18 protein-coding genes are annotated in these 15,552 nt (G+C 62.4%); 9 read left to right on the top strand and 9 right to left on the bottom strand.

Features of this window, described 5'->3' with window-relative positions:
- Positions 1–23 precede the first annotated feature (23 nt).
- The 5 genes from SH412_RS25690 (at position 24) to SH412_RS25670 (ending at position 2,134) form a co-directional block, all read left to right on the top strand.
- Positions 24–683, top strand: coding sequence for a response regulator transcription factor (locus SH412_RS25690; protein WP_336520896.1), 660 nt, complete (start codon positions 24–26; stop codon positions 681–683).
- A gap of 279 nt (positions 684–962) precedes the next feature.
- Complete coding sequence (locus tag SH412_RS25685; protein WP_336520895.1) at positions 963–1,220, top strand: hypothetical protein; 258 nt, start codon at positions 963–965, stop codon at positions 1,218–1,220.
- A gap of 90 nt (positions 1,221–1,310) precedes the next feature.
- The gene (locus SH412_RS25680; protein ID WP_336520894.1) at positions 1,311–1,493 is read left to right on the top strand and encodes a hypothetical protein; all 183 of its coding nucleotides are present in this window, start codon (positions 1,311–1,313) and stop codon (positions 1,491–1,493) included.
- Positions 1,494–1,696: 203 nt separating this feature from the next.
- Positions 1,697–1,861 carry a DUF1328 domain-containing protein gene (locus SH412_RS25675; protein ID WP_336520893.1) on the top strand — a complete coding sequence of 55 codons (165 nt, stop codon included), beginning with the start codon at positions 1,697–1,699 and terminating at the stop codon, positions 1,859–1,861.
- 36 nt (positions 1,862–1,897) lie between these two features.
- Entirely contained in the window at positions 1,898–2,134 is a 237-nt protein-coding gene (locus SH412_RS25670; protein ID WP_336520892.1) for a hypothetical protein, read from the top strand.
- 124 nt (positions 2,135–2,258) lie between these two features.
- Here SH412_RS25670 and SH412_RS25665 read toward each other — a convergent pair whose 3' ends face one another.
- Genes SH412_RS25665 through SH412_RS25655 form a run of 3 tightly spaced genes read right to left on the bottom strand, consistent with a single transcriptional unit; the run spans position 2,259 to position 3,311 of the window.
- Complete coding sequence (locus tag SH412_RS25665) at positions 2,259–2,723, bottom strand: YaiI/YqxD family protein (protein WP_336520891.1); 465 nt, start codon at positions 2,721–2,723, stop codon at positions 2,259–2,261.
- 7 nt (positions 2,724–2,730) lie between these two features.
- Positions 2,731–3,075 (bottom strand): hypothetical protein, encoded by a 345-nt coding sequence (locus SH412_RS25660; protein ID WP_336520890.1) that lies wholly within the window; start codon positions 3,073–3,075, stop codon positions 2,731–2,733.
- Positions 3,072–3,311, bottom strand: a complete 240-nt coding sequence (locus tag SH412_RS25655; protein WP_336520889.1) for a hypothetical protein — start codon at positions 3,309–3,311, stop codon at positions 3,072–3,074. Before SH412_RS25655 ends, SH412_RS25660 begins: the two co-directional genes overlap by 4 nt.
- Positions 3,312–3,424: 113 nt before the next feature.
- Between SH412_RS25655 and SH412_RS25650 the strand changes: the two genes are divergently transcribed.
- On the top strand, positions 3,425–3,835 hold the full coding sequence (locus SH412_RS25650) for a protein-tyrosine phosphatase family protein (protein WP_336520888.1): 411 nt from the start codon (positions 3,425–3,427) through the stop codon (positions 3,833–3,835).
- Positions 3,836–3,934: 99 nt separating this feature from the next.
- On the opposite strand, the gene SH412_RS25645 is transcribed toward SH412_RS25650, so the two are convergent.
- Both SH412_RS25645 and thiC read right to left on the bottom strand, forming a co-directional pair.
- Complete coding sequence (locus tag SH412_RS25645) at positions 3,935–5,500, bottom strand: alkaline phosphatase D family protein (protein ID WP_336520887.1); 1,566 nt, start codon at positions 5,498–5,500, stop codon at positions 3,935–3,937.
- A gap of 235 nt (positions 5,501–5,735) precedes the next feature.
- Positions 5,736–7,577: a phosphomethylpyrimidine synthase ThiC gene (gene thiC / locus SH412_RS25640; protein ID WP_419555826.1), complete on the bottom strand. Its 1,842-nt coding sequence runs from the start codon at positions 7,575–7,577 to the stop codon at positions 5,736–5,738.
- A 200-nt stretch (positions 7,578–7,777) separates the two neighbouring features.
- On the opposite strand from thiC, the gene SH412_RS25635 reads away from it, so the two are divergent.
- The gene (locus SH412_RS25635; RefSeq protein ID WP_336520885.1) at positions 7,778–8,164 is read left to right on the top strand and encodes a hypothetical protein; all 387 of its coding nucleotides are present in this window, start codon (positions 7,778–7,780) and stop codon (positions 8,162–8,164) included.
- 91 nt (positions 8,165–8,255) lie between these two features.
- Here SH412_RS25635 and lptB read toward each other — a convergent pair whose 3' ends face one another.
- The gene (gene lptB, locus SH412_RS25630; RefSeq protein ID WP_336520884.1) at positions 8,256–9,047 is read right to left on the bottom strand and encodes an LPS export ABC transporter ATP-binding protein; all 792 of its coding nucleotides are present in this window, start codon (positions 9,045–9,047) and stop codon (positions 8,256–8,258) included.
- A gap of 237 nt (positions 9,048–9,284) precedes the next feature.
- Positions 9,285–11,096: a signal peptidase I gene (lepB, locus tag SH412_RS25625; protein ID WP_336520883.1), complete on the bottom strand. Its 1,812-nt coding sequence runs from the start codon at positions 11,094–11,096 to the stop codon at positions 9,285–9,287.
- Positions 11,097–11,410: 314 nt separating this feature from the next.
- Here lepB and SH412_RS25620 point away from each other — a divergent pair, with 314 nt between their 5' ends.
- Together SH412_RS25620 and SH412_RS25615 are read left to right on the top strand one after the other, a co-directional pair.
- Positions 11,411–12,046, top strand: coding sequence for an ECF-type sigma factor (locus tag SH412_RS25620; RefSeq protein WP_336520882.1), 636 nt, complete (start codon positions 11,411–11,413; stop codon positions 12,044–12,046).
- Positions 12,043–14,379, top strand: coding sequence for a protein kinase domain-containing protein (locus tag SH412_RS25615; protein ID WP_336520881.1), 2,337 nt, complete (start codon positions 12,043–12,045; stop codon positions 14,377–14,379). The genes SH412_RS25620 and SH412_RS25615 overlap by 4 nt, the downstream gene beginning before the upstream one ends.
- 134 nt (positions 14,380–14,513) lie before the next feature.
- Here the strand turns inward: SH412_RS25615 and SH412_RS25610 are convergent, their stop codons facing one another.
- Together SH412_RS25610 and SH412_RS25605 are read right to left on the bottom strand one after the other, a co-directional pair.
- A complete protein-coding gene (locus SH412_RS25610) occupies positions 14,514–15,263 on the bottom strand; it encodes a hypothetical protein (protein ID WP_336520880.1) in 750 nt (249 codons plus the stop codon).
- Positions 15,260–15,475 carry a hypothetical protein gene (locus tag SH412_RS25605; protein ID WP_336520879.1) on the bottom strand — a complete coding sequence of 72 codons (216 nt, stop codon included), beginning with the start codon at positions 15,473–15,475 and terminating at the stop codon, positions 15,260–15,262. The genes SH412_RS25610 and SH412_RS25605 overlap by 4 nt, the downstream gene beginning before the upstream one ends.
- Positions 15,476–15,552: the final 77 nt, after the last annotated feature.

Raw genomic sequence — 15,552 nt, 5'->3', positions numbered from 1 at the left:
GCGCCGCTTGCGGCGATATTCTGATGTCGACTCCTAAAACACGTATCTTCATCGTCGACGACCATCCGCTGATGCGCGACGGCCTGGCGCTGCTGCTCAGGGGCGAGTCCGACCTGGAAGTCGTTGGTCTGGCCGGATCGATCCAGGAGGCCGAACAGGCGATTGCAGCCGCGCCGCCGGATCTGCTGGTCACGGATCTGTCGCTTAAGGATGGTTCGGGAATCGAGCTGATCAAGTACGTCAAAGACCGCTTTCCACGCATCCGGATCCTGGTCCTGTCCGCCCACGAGGAACACCTCTACGCCGAGCGCGCACTGCGGGCCGGCGCCTCGGGCTACGTCCACAAGCAGGAGTCGGAAGAAAAACTCCTCGAAGCCGTCCGGGCCGTGCAGGCCGGCCGCCGCTACGTCAACGAAGAGACTCTGCAGCGGCTGCTGGACCAGGTCATCGCGGGGTCGGACGCAAATCCCGACGACCCCGTATCGCGACTGACCGATCGCGAACTGGAGATCTACCGCAGCCTCGGGCAGGGCGAGACTCCGTCGGACCTGGCTCGCCGGCTCCACCTCAGCCCCCACACGGTCGATTCCCACCGCGAAAACATCCGACACAAGCTCGGACTGAAAAACGGGCGCGAGCTGCTGCAGCACGCGATGCGCTGGATTCTCAGCCAGGAACATTGACCCCCAGCGTACTTCATGCGCTCCAGCCGCCCCTGTCGGTCGATTTTCCTGCGTTTTCCCACGTCCTGTTGCGAAATTCCTGTAGACATTTGCTCCACATCAACCCCATCCGCTCCGCAGCAGCGGAAGACTTCGTTTGCGTCCGGAATTCAGCAACCAGCGTGCTGCAAACAGGTTCCGGAACAATCCAAAACCCTCGGGCATCTCGCCGGCACGCATGTTGCTTTTCCTCCACGCCAGCCCTGACACGCCGTCAGGTCCTGAAAGAGAGGTTTGATCATGCACGCGAAGACGATTCGATACGGCTTCGCAACGGCGCTGCTGGCGGGGAGTACGGTACTCTCCTTAAGTGGCTGCGAAGAACCCAAGCAGAAGGTCCTCGACATCAAGGCGCCAGGCGTCGACATTGAAGTCGAGCGCTCGAAATCTGGCAGCGACACCAAGATCGAAACGGGAGACGAGAGCTCCGGCACCAAGCTGGAAATCGACTCCAACGCAAAGGATGGCTCGTCCGTGAAGGTGGAACCCAAGGAGTAACGGCAGCTCACGCCGCCGTCCGGGCCGGCCGATCAGGTCCCTGCGACCTGAAATGAGGCCCCAACCCTCCGCAAACTCACGAGGTCCATCATGCAACTGACCAATCGACGCACCATCGCCGTTCCCCGCAACCTGGGGACCCTGCTCCTGGCCTTCTGGCTCATTGCCGTGGGAACGGTTTCCCTGCTGAGTCTGGGCAGCCCCGTGCTGTCGGCCGTGCTGAATCTGCTGGCCGTCTTTGCCGGCGTCATGCTGCTGCTGGAACGCCGCTGACGCGAAATTCACCTGTTGACGCGGTCGGATCTGCGAATTCGACAGTCAATTTCCGGCTCATGTGAAGAGCCGCTGTATCGCTTCGCCGCCCGCTCCACGGGGACGCTGTGCGCTGTCCATTGCGCGCTGCCGCTCATCCCACGGCCGCGCCGTGGAGCGGGTCGGGCGAGGCGTCCCTCCCCCCGTATTGAAAGAGGTGCGACATGTTGTCCTGGGCACTGACGTTCATCGTGATTGCGATTATTGCCGGCATCCTGGGCTTTGGCGTGATTGCCGGAACGGCCGCGATGATTGCCAAGTTCTGTTTCGTGCTGTTCCTGATCCTGTTCGTCGTGGCGCTGCTGACCGGTCGCCGGCTCAGCGTCTGACCTGAGTCCTCACGAACCCGACGAGGGGAGATCATCATGATCAAAGCCGTTGTCCTGATCGCGATTCTGGTCGGCGTCATGGCGCTGCTGGGCTGGCTCAGCATCAGCAACAACGCGTCGCAGACGACGATCATGATCGACAAGAACAAAGTCCAGCAGGACGCCGGAAAGGCCGTTCAAAAGGCGAAAGACTTCGCCGAAGGGGTCGAAGACAAAGTCGACGACGCCGTCCAATACGGCGAGCCGATCACGCGCTGGCCGTCGGTGCCGTAAGACGGACACTCAACGAATTCTCCTGCGACTGCGGAGGGGCCCCGAGTCCGGCCCGTCGCCTCACGGCGGCGACCGGGCTCGGGTTCTTTTCGTTGGGGGGTAAGGACTGGCGCAACTTCGAACGTCAACGGTTCCGTTTCCGAAGCAGCCGGGTCAGCACCTGATCGAGCGTGGTTGCAAACGTATGCCGGTCCTTGGCGCTATAGGGAGAGGGCCCCCCGGTCATGCCGCCGGCCGAGCGGGTTTCTTCCAACATGTTCCGCAGCGCCAGCCGCTGCCCGACGGTGTCGGGCGTGAACTCCAGCCCCCGCGGGCTGATCGTGACGACCTGCTTCTCCACCAGGGCCGCCGCCAGCGGGACATCCTGCGTCACCGCCACGTCCCCCGGCTCCGCCTGGTCGACGATGTACTTGTCAGCCGCATCCGCGCGTCCTTCGACGACTACTGCGCTGACCAGCGGATTCCCGAGCGGCGGCCGGATGACCGTATTCGCCACCAGCACCACAGGAAGCTGCAGCCGCTTGGACGCGCGGAAGACGAGGTCTTTGACCTCCTGCGGGGCGGCGTCGGCGTCGATCCAGAGTTTCATGGAGGAGTCAATTCAACGGTTCATCGGGATGTCGAATTTCGTCCGGCGACAGCAGATCCTGCCCGGAACCGCGGACGTGCAGAACGTAGACCTTCGAGTTCTGAATCACAAAAATCACGCGATAATGATGACCGCGACGCGTCTTGAATTGAAGCTGATGGAGCTGCTGCGAGTGGTCGGCGCTCTCCGGCGCTTCGACGCAGCGGTCGGCCGACCGGCTCAGTTCATTCAGCATCGCGCACCATCGCCGATACCACGCCGTCGCGCCGGTCGGCGATCGTTGGAGAAGCCAGGAAACGATGATCTCCACGTCTTCATGTGCCTGCGGCAATACGACGACAAGATATTTCACAGTTCCGGGAATCCATACTTCTCACGCAGTTGTTTGAGATGCTCGTGAGCGGGAATCCCCCGTCCCTCAGCAATATCCTGCAACCCCCGGCGAATGATCGCGTTGATCTGGTCGCGATCACGGTTGTCGTACCACCGCTCCATCAACTCGCCGAATTCCAGCGGCGTCTCGCTCTCGCGAATCAATTCCGCGGCGAACCGATGAAACTCATTCAATTCGTCCAGTGTCGCCGGCATGACGATCTCCCGATAACAAAGCTCGCTGAATTCAGATTATCGCTTCTCCGGCCGTCTGGTCAAATGCTACCTTCTCTCCAATCCAGAATGCGTCAGACGAGCAGGAATCACTGATGCGCGCCATCGACCAGACTCCGCTCTTCCTCGGCCATGCCGGCAACGTGCGCAATCTCAGCTCGCTTCACGCGGCGGGAATCGAAATCGTCGTTGATCTGGCGGCCGAAGAATCGCCAGCGGTCCTCTCTCGCGATCTGGTCTACTGCCGGTTCCCGTTGCTGGACGGCGGCGACAATCCCGACTGGCTGCTGCGATTGGCGGTCGAGACGGTTGCCGATGCTATTCGGAATAATGTCCCCTGCCTGATCGGCTGCAGCGCCGGCCTCAGTCGGACTCCAGCGATCGCAGTTTTCGGACTGGCTCGCGGCCGATCTCTTTCGATCGAAGAAGCGCTCCACCGCGTGTCCGAAACCGGCCCGGTCAGCATCTCACCAGGACTATGGGAGCAACTTCGAAAGTTCTGCTGACGCGGCGTGCTACGCGGCCTCTCTTCCGATCTCCGCGTCCTCCGAGCCTCCGCGGTGAATCCTCTTCTTCCCGGCAAAGGGAAGACTCAAAGTTCCTTCCTACGCCCGCTCCGCCCCCGCCTTCCCGTCTTCCACCACGAACGAGGCCCGCGTCACCTTCGGCGCCCCCGGCTTGTCGACGTACTCCACCACCTGGTAGTCCGCCCGGTATTCCTTCGGCGTCAGCGTGCAGCTCACGTAGCCCCGTTCGGCATTGAAGAACTTCACGAACGGGTTTTCCTGTTCCATCCCCTGCGCCCGCGGAACCGTCTGGGACCCATTGCCTCCCGAGCTGATTGACGTCCCGACGAACTCCGTCGCCACCGTCGGCGAATCGGCTTCGCGGAAATTGACCTTCAGGTCGTTCACCCAGTTGGAATGAATGTCGCCGGTAATCACCACCGGATTGGAAATCTGCCGATCGCGCAGAAAGCTCAACAGCCGGGTGCGGGCGACGTCGTAGCCGCCCCACTGATCCATGCTCAAATGGACTTCCGGACCCGGCTCAAAATCGACCGGCGCAACCATCACCTGCTGCGCCAGCACGTTCCACCGGGCCGGTGAATTCAGCAGGCTGTTGTTCAGCCAGTGCTCCTGATCCCCGCCCAGCATCGTCGTCTGCGGATCGAGCACCGCTCCGGTCGCAGGCTTCTTCCCGTCGCCGTTCGGCTGGTCGCTCCGGTACTGCCGCGTATCCAGCACGGAAAACTGCGCCAGTCGGCCGAACTGGATGTTCTTATAGAGCCGCATGTACGGCCCCTGCGGAATGCTCATCGGACCGAGCGGCATGTGCTCGTAGTAGGCCCGATAGGCCCGCGCCCGCTGCTGGAGAAACAGCACCGGATCGACCCCCGACCTCTCGGAAATATCCCCCGCGCAATTGTTCTCGAACTCGTGATCGTCCCACGCCACAACCCACGGACATGCCGCATGCATGGCCTGCAAGTGCCCGTCGGTCTTGTACTGGGCGTGACGAATCCGGTAGTCGTCCAGCGACGTCAGCTTGGGCCCTTCGTGCTTGCGGACCCGTTTGTCCTTCCCTTCATACTCGTAGATGTAGTCCCCCAGGTGGGCGACCAGATCGAGATCCTCCTGCGCCATGTGCTCGTAGGCGGTGTAGAGGCCGGTCTCGTAGTGCTGGCAGGAGGCGAACGCGTAGCGCAGCTTTCCGGGCAGGACGCTCAGAGCGGGCATTGTGCGCGTCCGGCCGATCGGGCTGGCCTCGTTGCCGACGAAGAACCCGTACGAGTACCAGCGGTCCGGCTCCAGTCCGTCGACTTCCACGTGCAGCGAATGGGCGAAGAGGGGCGTGGCGATCGACCGGCCTTCGCGGACGACGTCGCGGAGCTGATCGTCTTTCGCGATCACCCAGCGGACCTCGACGTTCTCGGCCGGCATGCCGCCGTCGGGCGTCAGCGGCGACGGGGCCAGCCGCGTCCAGAGGACGACGCTCGACGGCGTCGGATCGCCGGAGGCCGCGCCGAGCGTAAACGGGTTGCCCGTGAACTTCTGCTGGTGCTTCACCAGCAGCGACGAGGCCTGAGCCCGCCAGGGGAGACCGGCGAGCGCCAGTCCCGACAGCACGAACGCCCGGCGGTTCAGTTCCCAGTTCGGCAGACGATGCATGGCAGAGGCCCCGGCAGATCGTGCGGTGGAATATTCGTTCCCTGCAAGATCGCCGGTGCGGCGACTGACTGCAACGGACAGATGGCGAAAGGTTGATGAATTGTCGGTGAAGGAACGGGCGACCTGCTGCGGCGATTACGTCCATGAACAGGCCGACACCCGCCGAACGCTCTTCACGTCCTCTGCGAAGCCCGAAGCCCGATACCCGAAGCCCGTCCGCTGACGATCGCACGAATTACGATTTCGTCGTCAGCTCGATCTGCACGATCTGGGCCGTTTCCGCGTCGCTGACCACGTCGCTGTGGCAGACCGCCTTCTGTCCCGTTTCCGCACCCACCGCCTTCTTCGTTTTGCTGGCCAGCTTGTGAATTTCCTCCGGACTGAGGACGCCTCGCTTGGCCAGGATTTCCTGCTGTTCCGGCGTCAATGCCGCGGAAACTTTCGCCCGCTGCCACTGGTAGTTCTCGTCCTTGCCCGACGTGAACTCGACGATCTCCTTGCTGATCCGCACGCTGCACCAGTCGTGGCCGCACATGGCGCAGAAGTCGGTGTCGACGTCGAGATCTTCGTCGTGATAGGCCCGGGCGGTATCCGGGTCGAAGCTCAGGTCGAAGTGCTTCTGCCAGTTCAGGGCGGCCCGCGCCTTGGTCAGTTCGTCGTCCCGGTCGCGCGTGCCGGGGATGCCCAGCGCCACGTCGGCCGCATGGGCGGCGATCTTGTAGGCGATGCAACCCTGCTTGACGTCGTCCTTCTTGGGGAGTCCCAGGTGCTCCTTGGGCGTGACGTAGCAGAGCATCGCCGCGCCATGGTAAGCGGCGGCCGTCGCGCCGATGCAGCTCGTGATGTGGTCGTAGCCGGGGAAGATGTCGGTCACCAGCGGGCCGAGGACGTAGAACGGGGCGCCGTGGCAGAGCTGCCGCTGGAGCTTCATGTTGTATTCGATCTGGTCGAACGGCACGTGCCCCGGCCCTTCGACCATCACCTGCACGCCCTTCCGCCAGGCCCGTTCGGTGAGTTCTCCCAGCGTGCACAGCTCAGCGAGCTGGGCCTGATCGGAGGCGTCGGCCAGTCCGCCGGGCCGGAGGCCGTCGCCGATCGAGAACGTGACGTCGTACTGGCGCATCACGTCGCAGATGCTTTCCCAGTGCTCGTACATCGGGTTCTGCTGGCCGTGGTGGATCATCCACTTCGCCAGCAGCGATCCCCCTCGGCTGACGATGCCGATCAACCGCTGGCGGATGAACGAGAGATGCTCGTGCAGCACGCCGGCGTGAATCGTGAAGTAGTCGACACCCTGCCGGGCCTGGTGCTCCAGCGTCTCCAGGATCATGGCGGGGGTGAGCTGCTCGATCTTCCGGCCGATGATCATCGAATAGATCGGCACGGTGCCGATGGGGACGGTGCTGTTCTGGATGAGGGCCTGTCGGCAGGCGTCGAGGTCGCCGCCGGTCGAGAGGTCCATGACCGTGTCCGCGCCCCACTTCTCCGCCCACTGCAGTTTTTCGACCTCTTCGTCGGTGCTCGACGAGACCGGCGAGGCGCCCATGTTGGCGTTGACCTTGGTCTTCGAAGCCCGCCCGATCGACATGGGGTCAAGGCGATAGCCCAGGTGGACCGTGTTCGCCGGGATCACCAGCCGGCCCGCGGCCACTTCGTCCCGGACCTGCTCGGCGGTCAGATGCGGCTCGCGCTCGGCGACACGTCGCATCTGGGGCGTGACGATTCCGAGACGGGCCGATTCGAGCTGCGTGATCGGCGCGAAACCTGCCGGGAAGGTGACCCGTCGCCAGGCGCCATCGGCGTGAGCGAAGACGCGCTCGCCCGGCGCTGCGACGGGAACGCCACTGGGCAGTTCTTCGGTTGACCAGCCTTCGGGCAGAAAATCCCAGGCGGTCTGATTCGACGGCGCCGGCATGCCGGGGGTATCCGGGGACGCGAACGTCCGGGCGCCCGCGACTCCCGGGAGGATCGTCGGCTTCAAGGCAAAGCTGCCGGGATTGGTCCCCTGAGCGGTGGTCGAGGGATTCAGCCCCAGAGCAGGCAACTGGTAACCACGGCTTCCCGGACGATCGATCATCATTCCACCTTCTCGCTCAACGTCCCCGGAAGGACGGATCTCGTAGGGCGGGCTGCGCCCGCCAATTCTTTGCAATGTCTTCCGCAGAATCGGGTTGCGTTGTCCAACCCGAATGCTTCATCCTAGTCGGCCCTCGGACGATTTCAAAGGCCGCCCGGCAGCCGGTCCGGTGACTTTCCCCGCCGCGAAAGGAGCGTGCCATGGGATTTTTCGGTCTGGGTGATTCCGCGATGATCCTTGGCCGGTTGCTCGGCAATTCGCCGACCTACCTCCTGCTCCTGATCGCGACGCTGCTGGCCGTCCGGAATCTGCGAGATCGCCCCCGCGAGGGCTGGACCGTCCTGGCCCTCGTGGGACTGTCTGGCTTCATGAGCTTCGGCCTGCCTCTCGTGGTCAGCCTGCTGCACCAGTTGGCCGGATTTCGATTCACGGCAGCGGGTGGTCCGGACGAAGCCCTCTTCTGGATCGTCAACCAGTTGCCCTACTCCATCGGACTCGCCATCCACTGGGGCCTGGTTCTCTGGCTCGTCTTCGGCCGCCCGGCAAAATCGAACAGCCGCTACCTGAAAGAAGAACCGACACCCTGAAACGCCCCTCGTCCCATCGCCGCCGAATGGGCCATCTACGACAAGCCCATCTCCAAGTCGGCAGCGGGGCCGCCGCCCGGCGGCTCGGCGGCTAGGCGGCGTTTTTTTCCGAGTTGTCTGTGAACTGGGTTTGAAAGACCCCTTTGCTTTCGATAATCGACTCCGCGTCAAAGCGTTTGCCGAAGTACAGCGCCTGGGCGTTTTCGTCGCGGAGAACCGTCTCCGCGTTGCCGCTGCAGAGGATTTTTCCCGCGAAGACGACGTAGCTGCGGTCGGTAATCGTCAGCGTTTCCCTTTCGCGGTGATCGGTCAACAGGATCGAAATTCCCGAGTTGCGGAGGTCCGCGATGATGTCCTGGATACTGTGAATCGTCACGGGATCAATGCCGGTGAACGGTTCGTCCAGCAGAATGAGCCGGGGCTTGCTCGCCAGGCAGCGGGCGATTTCCAGCCGGCGGCGTTCGCCGCCCGACAGCGTGGAGGCGATCTGCCTGCGTTTGTTCGTCAGCCCGAATTTGTCGAGCAGTTCGTCGAGTCGGAACTGGCGGTCTTTTCGAGAGAGGGGCAGAAACTCCAGCACCGCAATGATGTTCTGCTCGACGGACAGCTTGACGAAGATGCTTTCGTCCTGCGGGAGATAGCCCATGCCGAGCTGCGCCCGTCGATAGAGCGGCCAGTTCGTGACGTCCTGACCGTTGAAGATCACCTTGCCGGCGGTGGGCGTCACCAGGCCGCAGGTCATGCGGAAGCTGGTGGTCTTGCCGGCGCCGTTGGGTCCCAGCAGGCCGACGATTTCGCCAACGCCCACATTAAAGCTGACGCCGTCAACCGCCCGCTTGGACGGATACTGCTTGATCAATCCATGACATTCCAGCAGCGACATCGTCCAGTCCTCCATGACCTTGAGCAGCGAATAGGGAGTAGCGAATAGCGAGCAGCCAGAGGAAGATCGTGGATCGCTTATCGCGGATCGCCAGAGTCAAGTCGGCCTTGGCTTTTTTAATCTCAACTCTCAACTCTCAACTTATTCGCGTCTTTACGTTCCACTTTGCGCCGTTGCGTGAAATCTGTTCGCTTCCGTTTTCTCTCCGCTCTGCGCCTCTGCGGGAGATGTTCCTCGTCACCGAATCCGATGCATCCGCCAGAACTGCGGATAGAACGGAAACGTCACGCTCGGGTAATTCTCGACTTCGGATCGGGGCATGGTGGTGTGATTGAATAACGCGTAGCCCTTACCGTTGTTCAGGAACGGTACGCCGTGGGGCCAGAAGATGAAGAAAGCTTTGCCCAGGAGGGCGCTCCGCTTCACCGCCGGACGATTGACGGCGTCCCGACTGTTGGGCCACAGCCGGCTGTCCTGGCTGCGCGGACTGTTATCCCCCATCACGAAGTACTCGTCAGCCGCCAGAGGATCAAACTCCGCGGCCCGCGATCGCTCGCGGTACAGCCGAGCCCACTCCGTGGGATTCGTCAGTTGCTCGTTGAGATCGCGGGCGGAGATCTGCACCTCGGAATCATGTCCGCTGTAGCCGGTCGAGTCGTTGGAAACGCTCTCGGCCCGATAATAAATGTCCCGCTGCAGCAGCAGCTCGCCGACAGTCACCCCCAGACCCGACGCGGCAATTCCGACCGGAACCAAGTCCGCAATCTGTGGCGAAGGATCGGGGGGCGGCAGATACTCGGCGGCTTCCCCGAACGGGATCAGGCGGTCGTCGATCCACAGACAGACTCGATCGTCGACGTTCGCCAATGAAACCCGATACTTCCCGACGCCCGTGATCGGCGTCGCCGCCTTGCTCAGCTCGATTTCGCGATCGTCCCCGTCGCCGGCCAGGTCATCCGTGTGAGTCAGCGTCGCCGTTCCCGATGGCACGTCGATCCGCACCCGATACCGGCGTGCGCCTTCGACAAGTTCGAGGACCAGTTGCGCATTGGCTCCATTGACCTGTTGAATGTCGATCAAAGCATTGAGCGTCAGATCGCCGACCCAGAACTGATGATCGTCGGGGTCGGAGTTGGGAGTTCCGCTGGTGCTGTTGTAGCCGCAGTAATCTGTAATCAACGACGGTCGGGGCAGGCTGTGTGGAGCCTGCCCGTCGGCAACCGCTTCCCAGTCAAAACTGGTGGGAATCAGATGCTGATACCGCAGCCATTGCAGCTCCGACCCGGCGGCGAGCGAGTACGTCCGCTGGTCAGCTTCCCTGGACCAGCCGGCGGGGTCCGGAGACCAGCGGTCTACAGCCTCGGGAGTATCTTTCCGGACCAGCGGCTGCCAGCGCTCCGGCCAACCCTTTTCCAGGAGTTGGCGGGGGGGATGGGCGTCGTCGTAGACAAGCTGCTGCAGAACGCGCTGCTTGGAGGGGTCGTTCTTTCGCAGAATCCGGAATTCCCCCTGTTCGCCGAGCCGGGCGTAAGCATCTCCCCGCTGAATTCGCACGGTCTCCCCCGGCAGCCCGACCAGACGCTTGATGTAGTTGGTCTGGGGGTCCTCGGGATATCGGAAAACCAGGACATCCCACCGATCGGGCTCGCCGAACTCGTAGGGAAACTTATTGACCAGGATCCGATCCCCCTTGAAGGCCGGTTCCTGATACACATTCATCGTGAAGCGGCAGTTCGGGCAGGTCGCGTTGCGGACTCGGGCAATCAGAATCTGCTGCAGTTCCCGATCCAGTTCATCGCTGGCTCCGACGGTGAAATGGACGCCGCACTGAGAGCAGCAGACGTCCTTGTGCCGCCCCAGCAGCGTCGGCGCCATGGAACCCGTCGGAATAATAAACGCTTCCGAAGCGAACGCCCGAAATATGATTGCCAGGATCAGGGCGACAAAAATCGATTCGACCGGCTCGCGGAGTCCGTCCTGGTGACGAATCTGGCGTCCGGTGGTTTCGGCGCGGACAGTCGGCTTCGCAGCGGCGGCGCTGGCGGACATCTGTGATAAACCTTTGGCAGGCTTCATGTTTCTGTCGAGTCGGGGGCTGCCGCTCCAAACTATACTCGACGCAGCGTCCGACGGGAATCCGAACCCGAATTCGCCAGGTCCCGCACTCCTCTCAGTTCAACGGCGATGACGAATTTTGGTTCACCGCTGGCTGCCAGGCCGTTGACATCTGGCAAAATCGACTCGATTCCAGGTATCGTGGCAAATACCAGCGCAGATCGGTTCAAACGCTCAATCCGTGTCGAGAGCCGGTTTCATCCGCCAGTTCCCTGGGGGAGTCGATACCACGTTGGCGAGGGGTTTCTATGGCGACATCGGACTCCCGGATAACGAGTGGCGACTCGGTATCGACGTCAATCACGCTGCTGCTGAACAGCCTGAGGCAGGAAGATGCCGAGGCGATGCGGCAGCTCTGGGACCGCTATTTCGCCAGCCTGGCGGCCCTGGCCGAGAAAAAAATCCGCGGGACGCCGGTCCGCGGCAGCGACGGCGAAGATATCGCCGCCAGCGTGATGGAAAGTCTGTGGAACGGCGCCCGCAAAGGGAGATTCATCGACGTCCGCAATCGCGACGAACTGTGGTGGCTGCTGCTGGCGCTGACGCAACGCAAAGTGGCCAGCCATTTGCGCAGCGAGCAGGCCGCAAAACGCGGAGGCGGCAGTCGGCGACTCTCGCTGGATGAGCCTGTCGGGAGAGACGGCGGTCTGCTGAAAGATCTGATCGCCGTTCCTCCCCAGGAGTCTGACCTGATCGCCATAAACGATACAATTCAGCACTGGGTGGGACAAATTGTTGATCCCCGGACGCGCGAGATTGCGGTTTTGACATTACAGGGGTCGACGGCCGAGGAGATTGCTGCCGAGGTTGACGTGGCAGTCGCCACGGTTCGCCGAAAACTGAGAGTGCTTCGTCAACGCTGGGCCGAGGAATTGGATCGATGAACAATGTCAGTCATGCGCATCACGGCGTGGCGCTTGCCGAGGAAGTGTTGATCGACTCTGTCTGCGACCGTTTCGAGGATGCGTGGAAACACGGAGATAACCCCGAGATCACACGATTCCTGGCGACCACCACCGCGGTCTTGCGCCCCCGTCTCCTGATTGAGCTCGTCCGCCTGGATCGCGAATACCGGGTCAAGGCCGGTCAGACGGTGGAGCTGCAGGACTATGAAAGCAAATTTCCTGGCGATCTGGAGTCACTTCGCGCGATTGCCGATGAGTTTCAGTCTGCTGCGGCGTCACCGGCAACCGTTCAAGCCCCCCGCCGCGTTTTTGCAGCGAAAGACCGGGTTGGCGGGCTGATCCTGGTCAATCTGATCGGGGAAGGCGGATTCGGCGATGTGTGGATGGCTCACGATCCGCAATTGAATCGCGATGTCGCCGTCAAGATCGGGCGCACCGGATCCTCCCGCTCCATGCCGAACGCTCTGCTGATCCGGGAAGCTCAGGCGATCGCCCGCCTGAATCATCCGGGAATCGTGCATGTTCTGGCGACCGGAGAAGAAGACGGCATACAGTTTATCGCGATGGACTATATCGCAGGCCAGAATCTGCAGGACTGGCTCAAAGAGAATTCGCTGTCCCCGGAAGGCGCCGCACGACTCTGCCTGCAGATCGCCAGCGCCATCGATCATGCGCACCAGCGGCAGATCGTGCATCGGGACCTGAAGCCGGCCAACGTGATGATCGATCACGCAGGGAATCCTCACGTCACAGACTTCGGGCTCGCAAAACACTCTTATCGCGACTCCACGATTGGCCAGGACGGTGGGATTCTGGGCTCAATCGCCTACATCAGTCCGGAAATGGCCGCCGGACGAGGCCAGCAGACCGATGCGAGATCCGACATCTATTCCCTCGGAGTCATCCTGTATGAGCTGTTGACCGGCGCACCGCCGTTTGTCGGCGACGTTTCGCAGGTCTTACGGCAGGTGGCGGAGTCAGAACCAATCCCAGTCCGCAGGCGGAATCCCCTGATTTCCCCGGATCTGGAGAACATCTGCCTGAAAGCAATCGCCAAGCGCCCAGCCGACCGATATGCATCGGCGGGCGAGTTCGCGGCCGATCTCGATCGGTTTCTCGCAGGCCGGCCGGTGGTTGCACGACCGATCTCGCTTCCCACGCGCCTGGCCCGCTGGAGCTATCGTCATCGCTTTGCAGTCTTCCTGGGAACCGGTCTGTTCGCCGCCGGCGGCGCGGCGGCGGCGTTTGCAGTCGGGGCGATGAACGATGATCGGGTCCGCGTCGAGCTGCAGACAGAGCCCGCAGGAGCTCGGCTGGCCTTTATTCCGCTGGACTCGCGATCCGGAACTCCCGTTCCCGAAAACCTGCAGCAGTCCCGCTCCCCGGCCGACATCCGCCTGAAAGCCGGTGAGTACCTGGTCGTGGCCGCCCTTGAAGACGGACGGTTCCATGAGGTCTTCCGGAAAGTCCCCGGTCCCGGCGACGTCCCCCAGCCAGGGCTGCTCTTCCACAAAACGTGGACGCGGACCCCTTCGGGGACGGTCCGTCTGCCGCCGATTCAAATTCCGGCGGCGAACATCGCAGACTCCATGGTGCGAATCACCGGCACTGAAAATTTCGCGGCCGGTCTGCCGATCGCCCCGGTGCATTTTGCCGTGCCCGACTTCGATATTGAGCCCTTTGAACTCACTCCCGCCGACTATCGTCGGCTGACCGACCTGCCGCTCCCTCCCTCCGCAAAGGATCTGCCGCCCGATTTCGCCCTGCCGACATCGTGGGACAGCGCCGTTCGGATCGCCGAACTGCTCGGCAAGCGTCTCCCCGACGAGATTGAGTTTCAGTATGTGACAACCTCCGGCGGAAGTCACACGTATCCCTGGGGGGACCGCCTGCCCGCCGATCCCGCCGGGGCTCTCAAGGCGGCTCCCGTGGGGACTCCCGACTGGGACCGATTGCCCACTCAGCCACCGATCTACGGGATGTGTTCCAATCTGCCGGAGTGGACGTCGACTCGGGCGCCGGGACTGTTATTTCCCGACTTGCGGCCGATGGTGATTCCTGCGGGGCGGCTCGATGATCCTCTGCAGATGGGAGGCGATTTGAGCCGCAAGCGGATCGCGGGAGGAGCGGTTCATCTCGTGCCGACGGCGCCCACGCAGACGTTTCCATTTCCGAGACTGTCGACGGGTTGGCCGGTTACGGATTTAAAGGCGATCCGGCTGGTTCGGAGCAGCAGGGCGAGACTGACTCCTGCCGACTTCCTCCGGAGGCTGCCGGTCGCCAACAGGGCCGGCGATGGAAGGACCTATTGATTCCGCGATTCCGCCGCGCTGCGGACGGTTCAGACGTCGGGCGCCGCCGCCAAACCGGCAGCGACGCCCGACGCGGTGGAGTTCAACGCCGATTCGCGCGGGACAAGACGACTCGCTAACCGCCTGCAACAGCATTACTTCACCTGCAGCAGCAGTACCTTGTGGAGATCATTGCGGCCGTACTGCGTGCGGAGGATTCCCTTCGGAAGTTCGCAACGGAACGCGCGGGCGTCGTTTGCGTCGACGCCGCTTTCCGCCGGTTCCAGTTCGCCAATCCGATAGACGGTCTGGGACACCGTGGCCTCGGAACGCATTTCGTAGCCAATAAAGATCTCGCGTTCGAGCGGAAACTCGCGATCGGCTCCCCGGCTTTCGAGCGTCACTCGAACCCGGAAGCAGACATATTGACGCCCTTTTTCGTCCTTGAGATAGAATCTCAACCGCGAATCTTCTGCGGGCAGGAATTCCGCGAACTTCAGCGCCTCTGGCGAGACATCGGCCGACGCGCCATCGCCCGTCAGTCGCGGATCATGAGTCGGTTCGACAGCCTTCTTCCGCCCAGAAAACGTCGGGGCAACTCCGTTGCTGGCAACTCGCAGAGCCGGGACGCAGTCGGGGCAGTACTGAGGGCACGCATAATTGCCCGCCACCACTGTCGGGGTGCCAGGCGAAGTGCAGGGAGTCATCGCGTCGTAGTAAAGCGAGTAGTAATAGTACGAATTCGGTCCCTCCTGCCCGACGACCATCATCGGGCAGGTCTGGGGCGGAGAGACGAGGCTGCCGGCCGGCAGCGGTATTCGCGGCGACTGCGCCGCGGCATAATCCGCCATCAGGCTGGCGGCCAGCAACGCAACGGAACTCAGGACGGATTTCAAGACTCTCATAAACCTTGCTCCTGCAGGCCCGCAAAGGCAGTCACAATTCTCGGCCAGATCCGGCGCCAGATTGGCGGACGGGCCGTGTTCGCTGTTTCCAGGAAGATCGCCCGAATAGACGACGTGTCGATCACACAGGGCCGGTTCGTGTCCGGCGCATGCAGACCTGACATCTGAACGAGCTGATCGCGCGACTTGTCAGTCGTCCGTCGCATCAGCATTCAGAACGATTCTTGTTCAATTGTGCTCGCAAGAATCCTGGCGGACAGCGAAACCTGATTCGAGTCCATGACAAAGC

The organism is Planctellipticum variicoloris, from assembly GCF_030622045.1.
Taxonomy (GTDB): Bacteria; Planctomycetota; Planctomycetia; order Planctomycetales; family Planctomycetaceae; genus Planctellipticum; species Planctellipticum variicoloris.
This window is presented reverse-complemented; position numbering and strand designations above follow the sequence as displayed.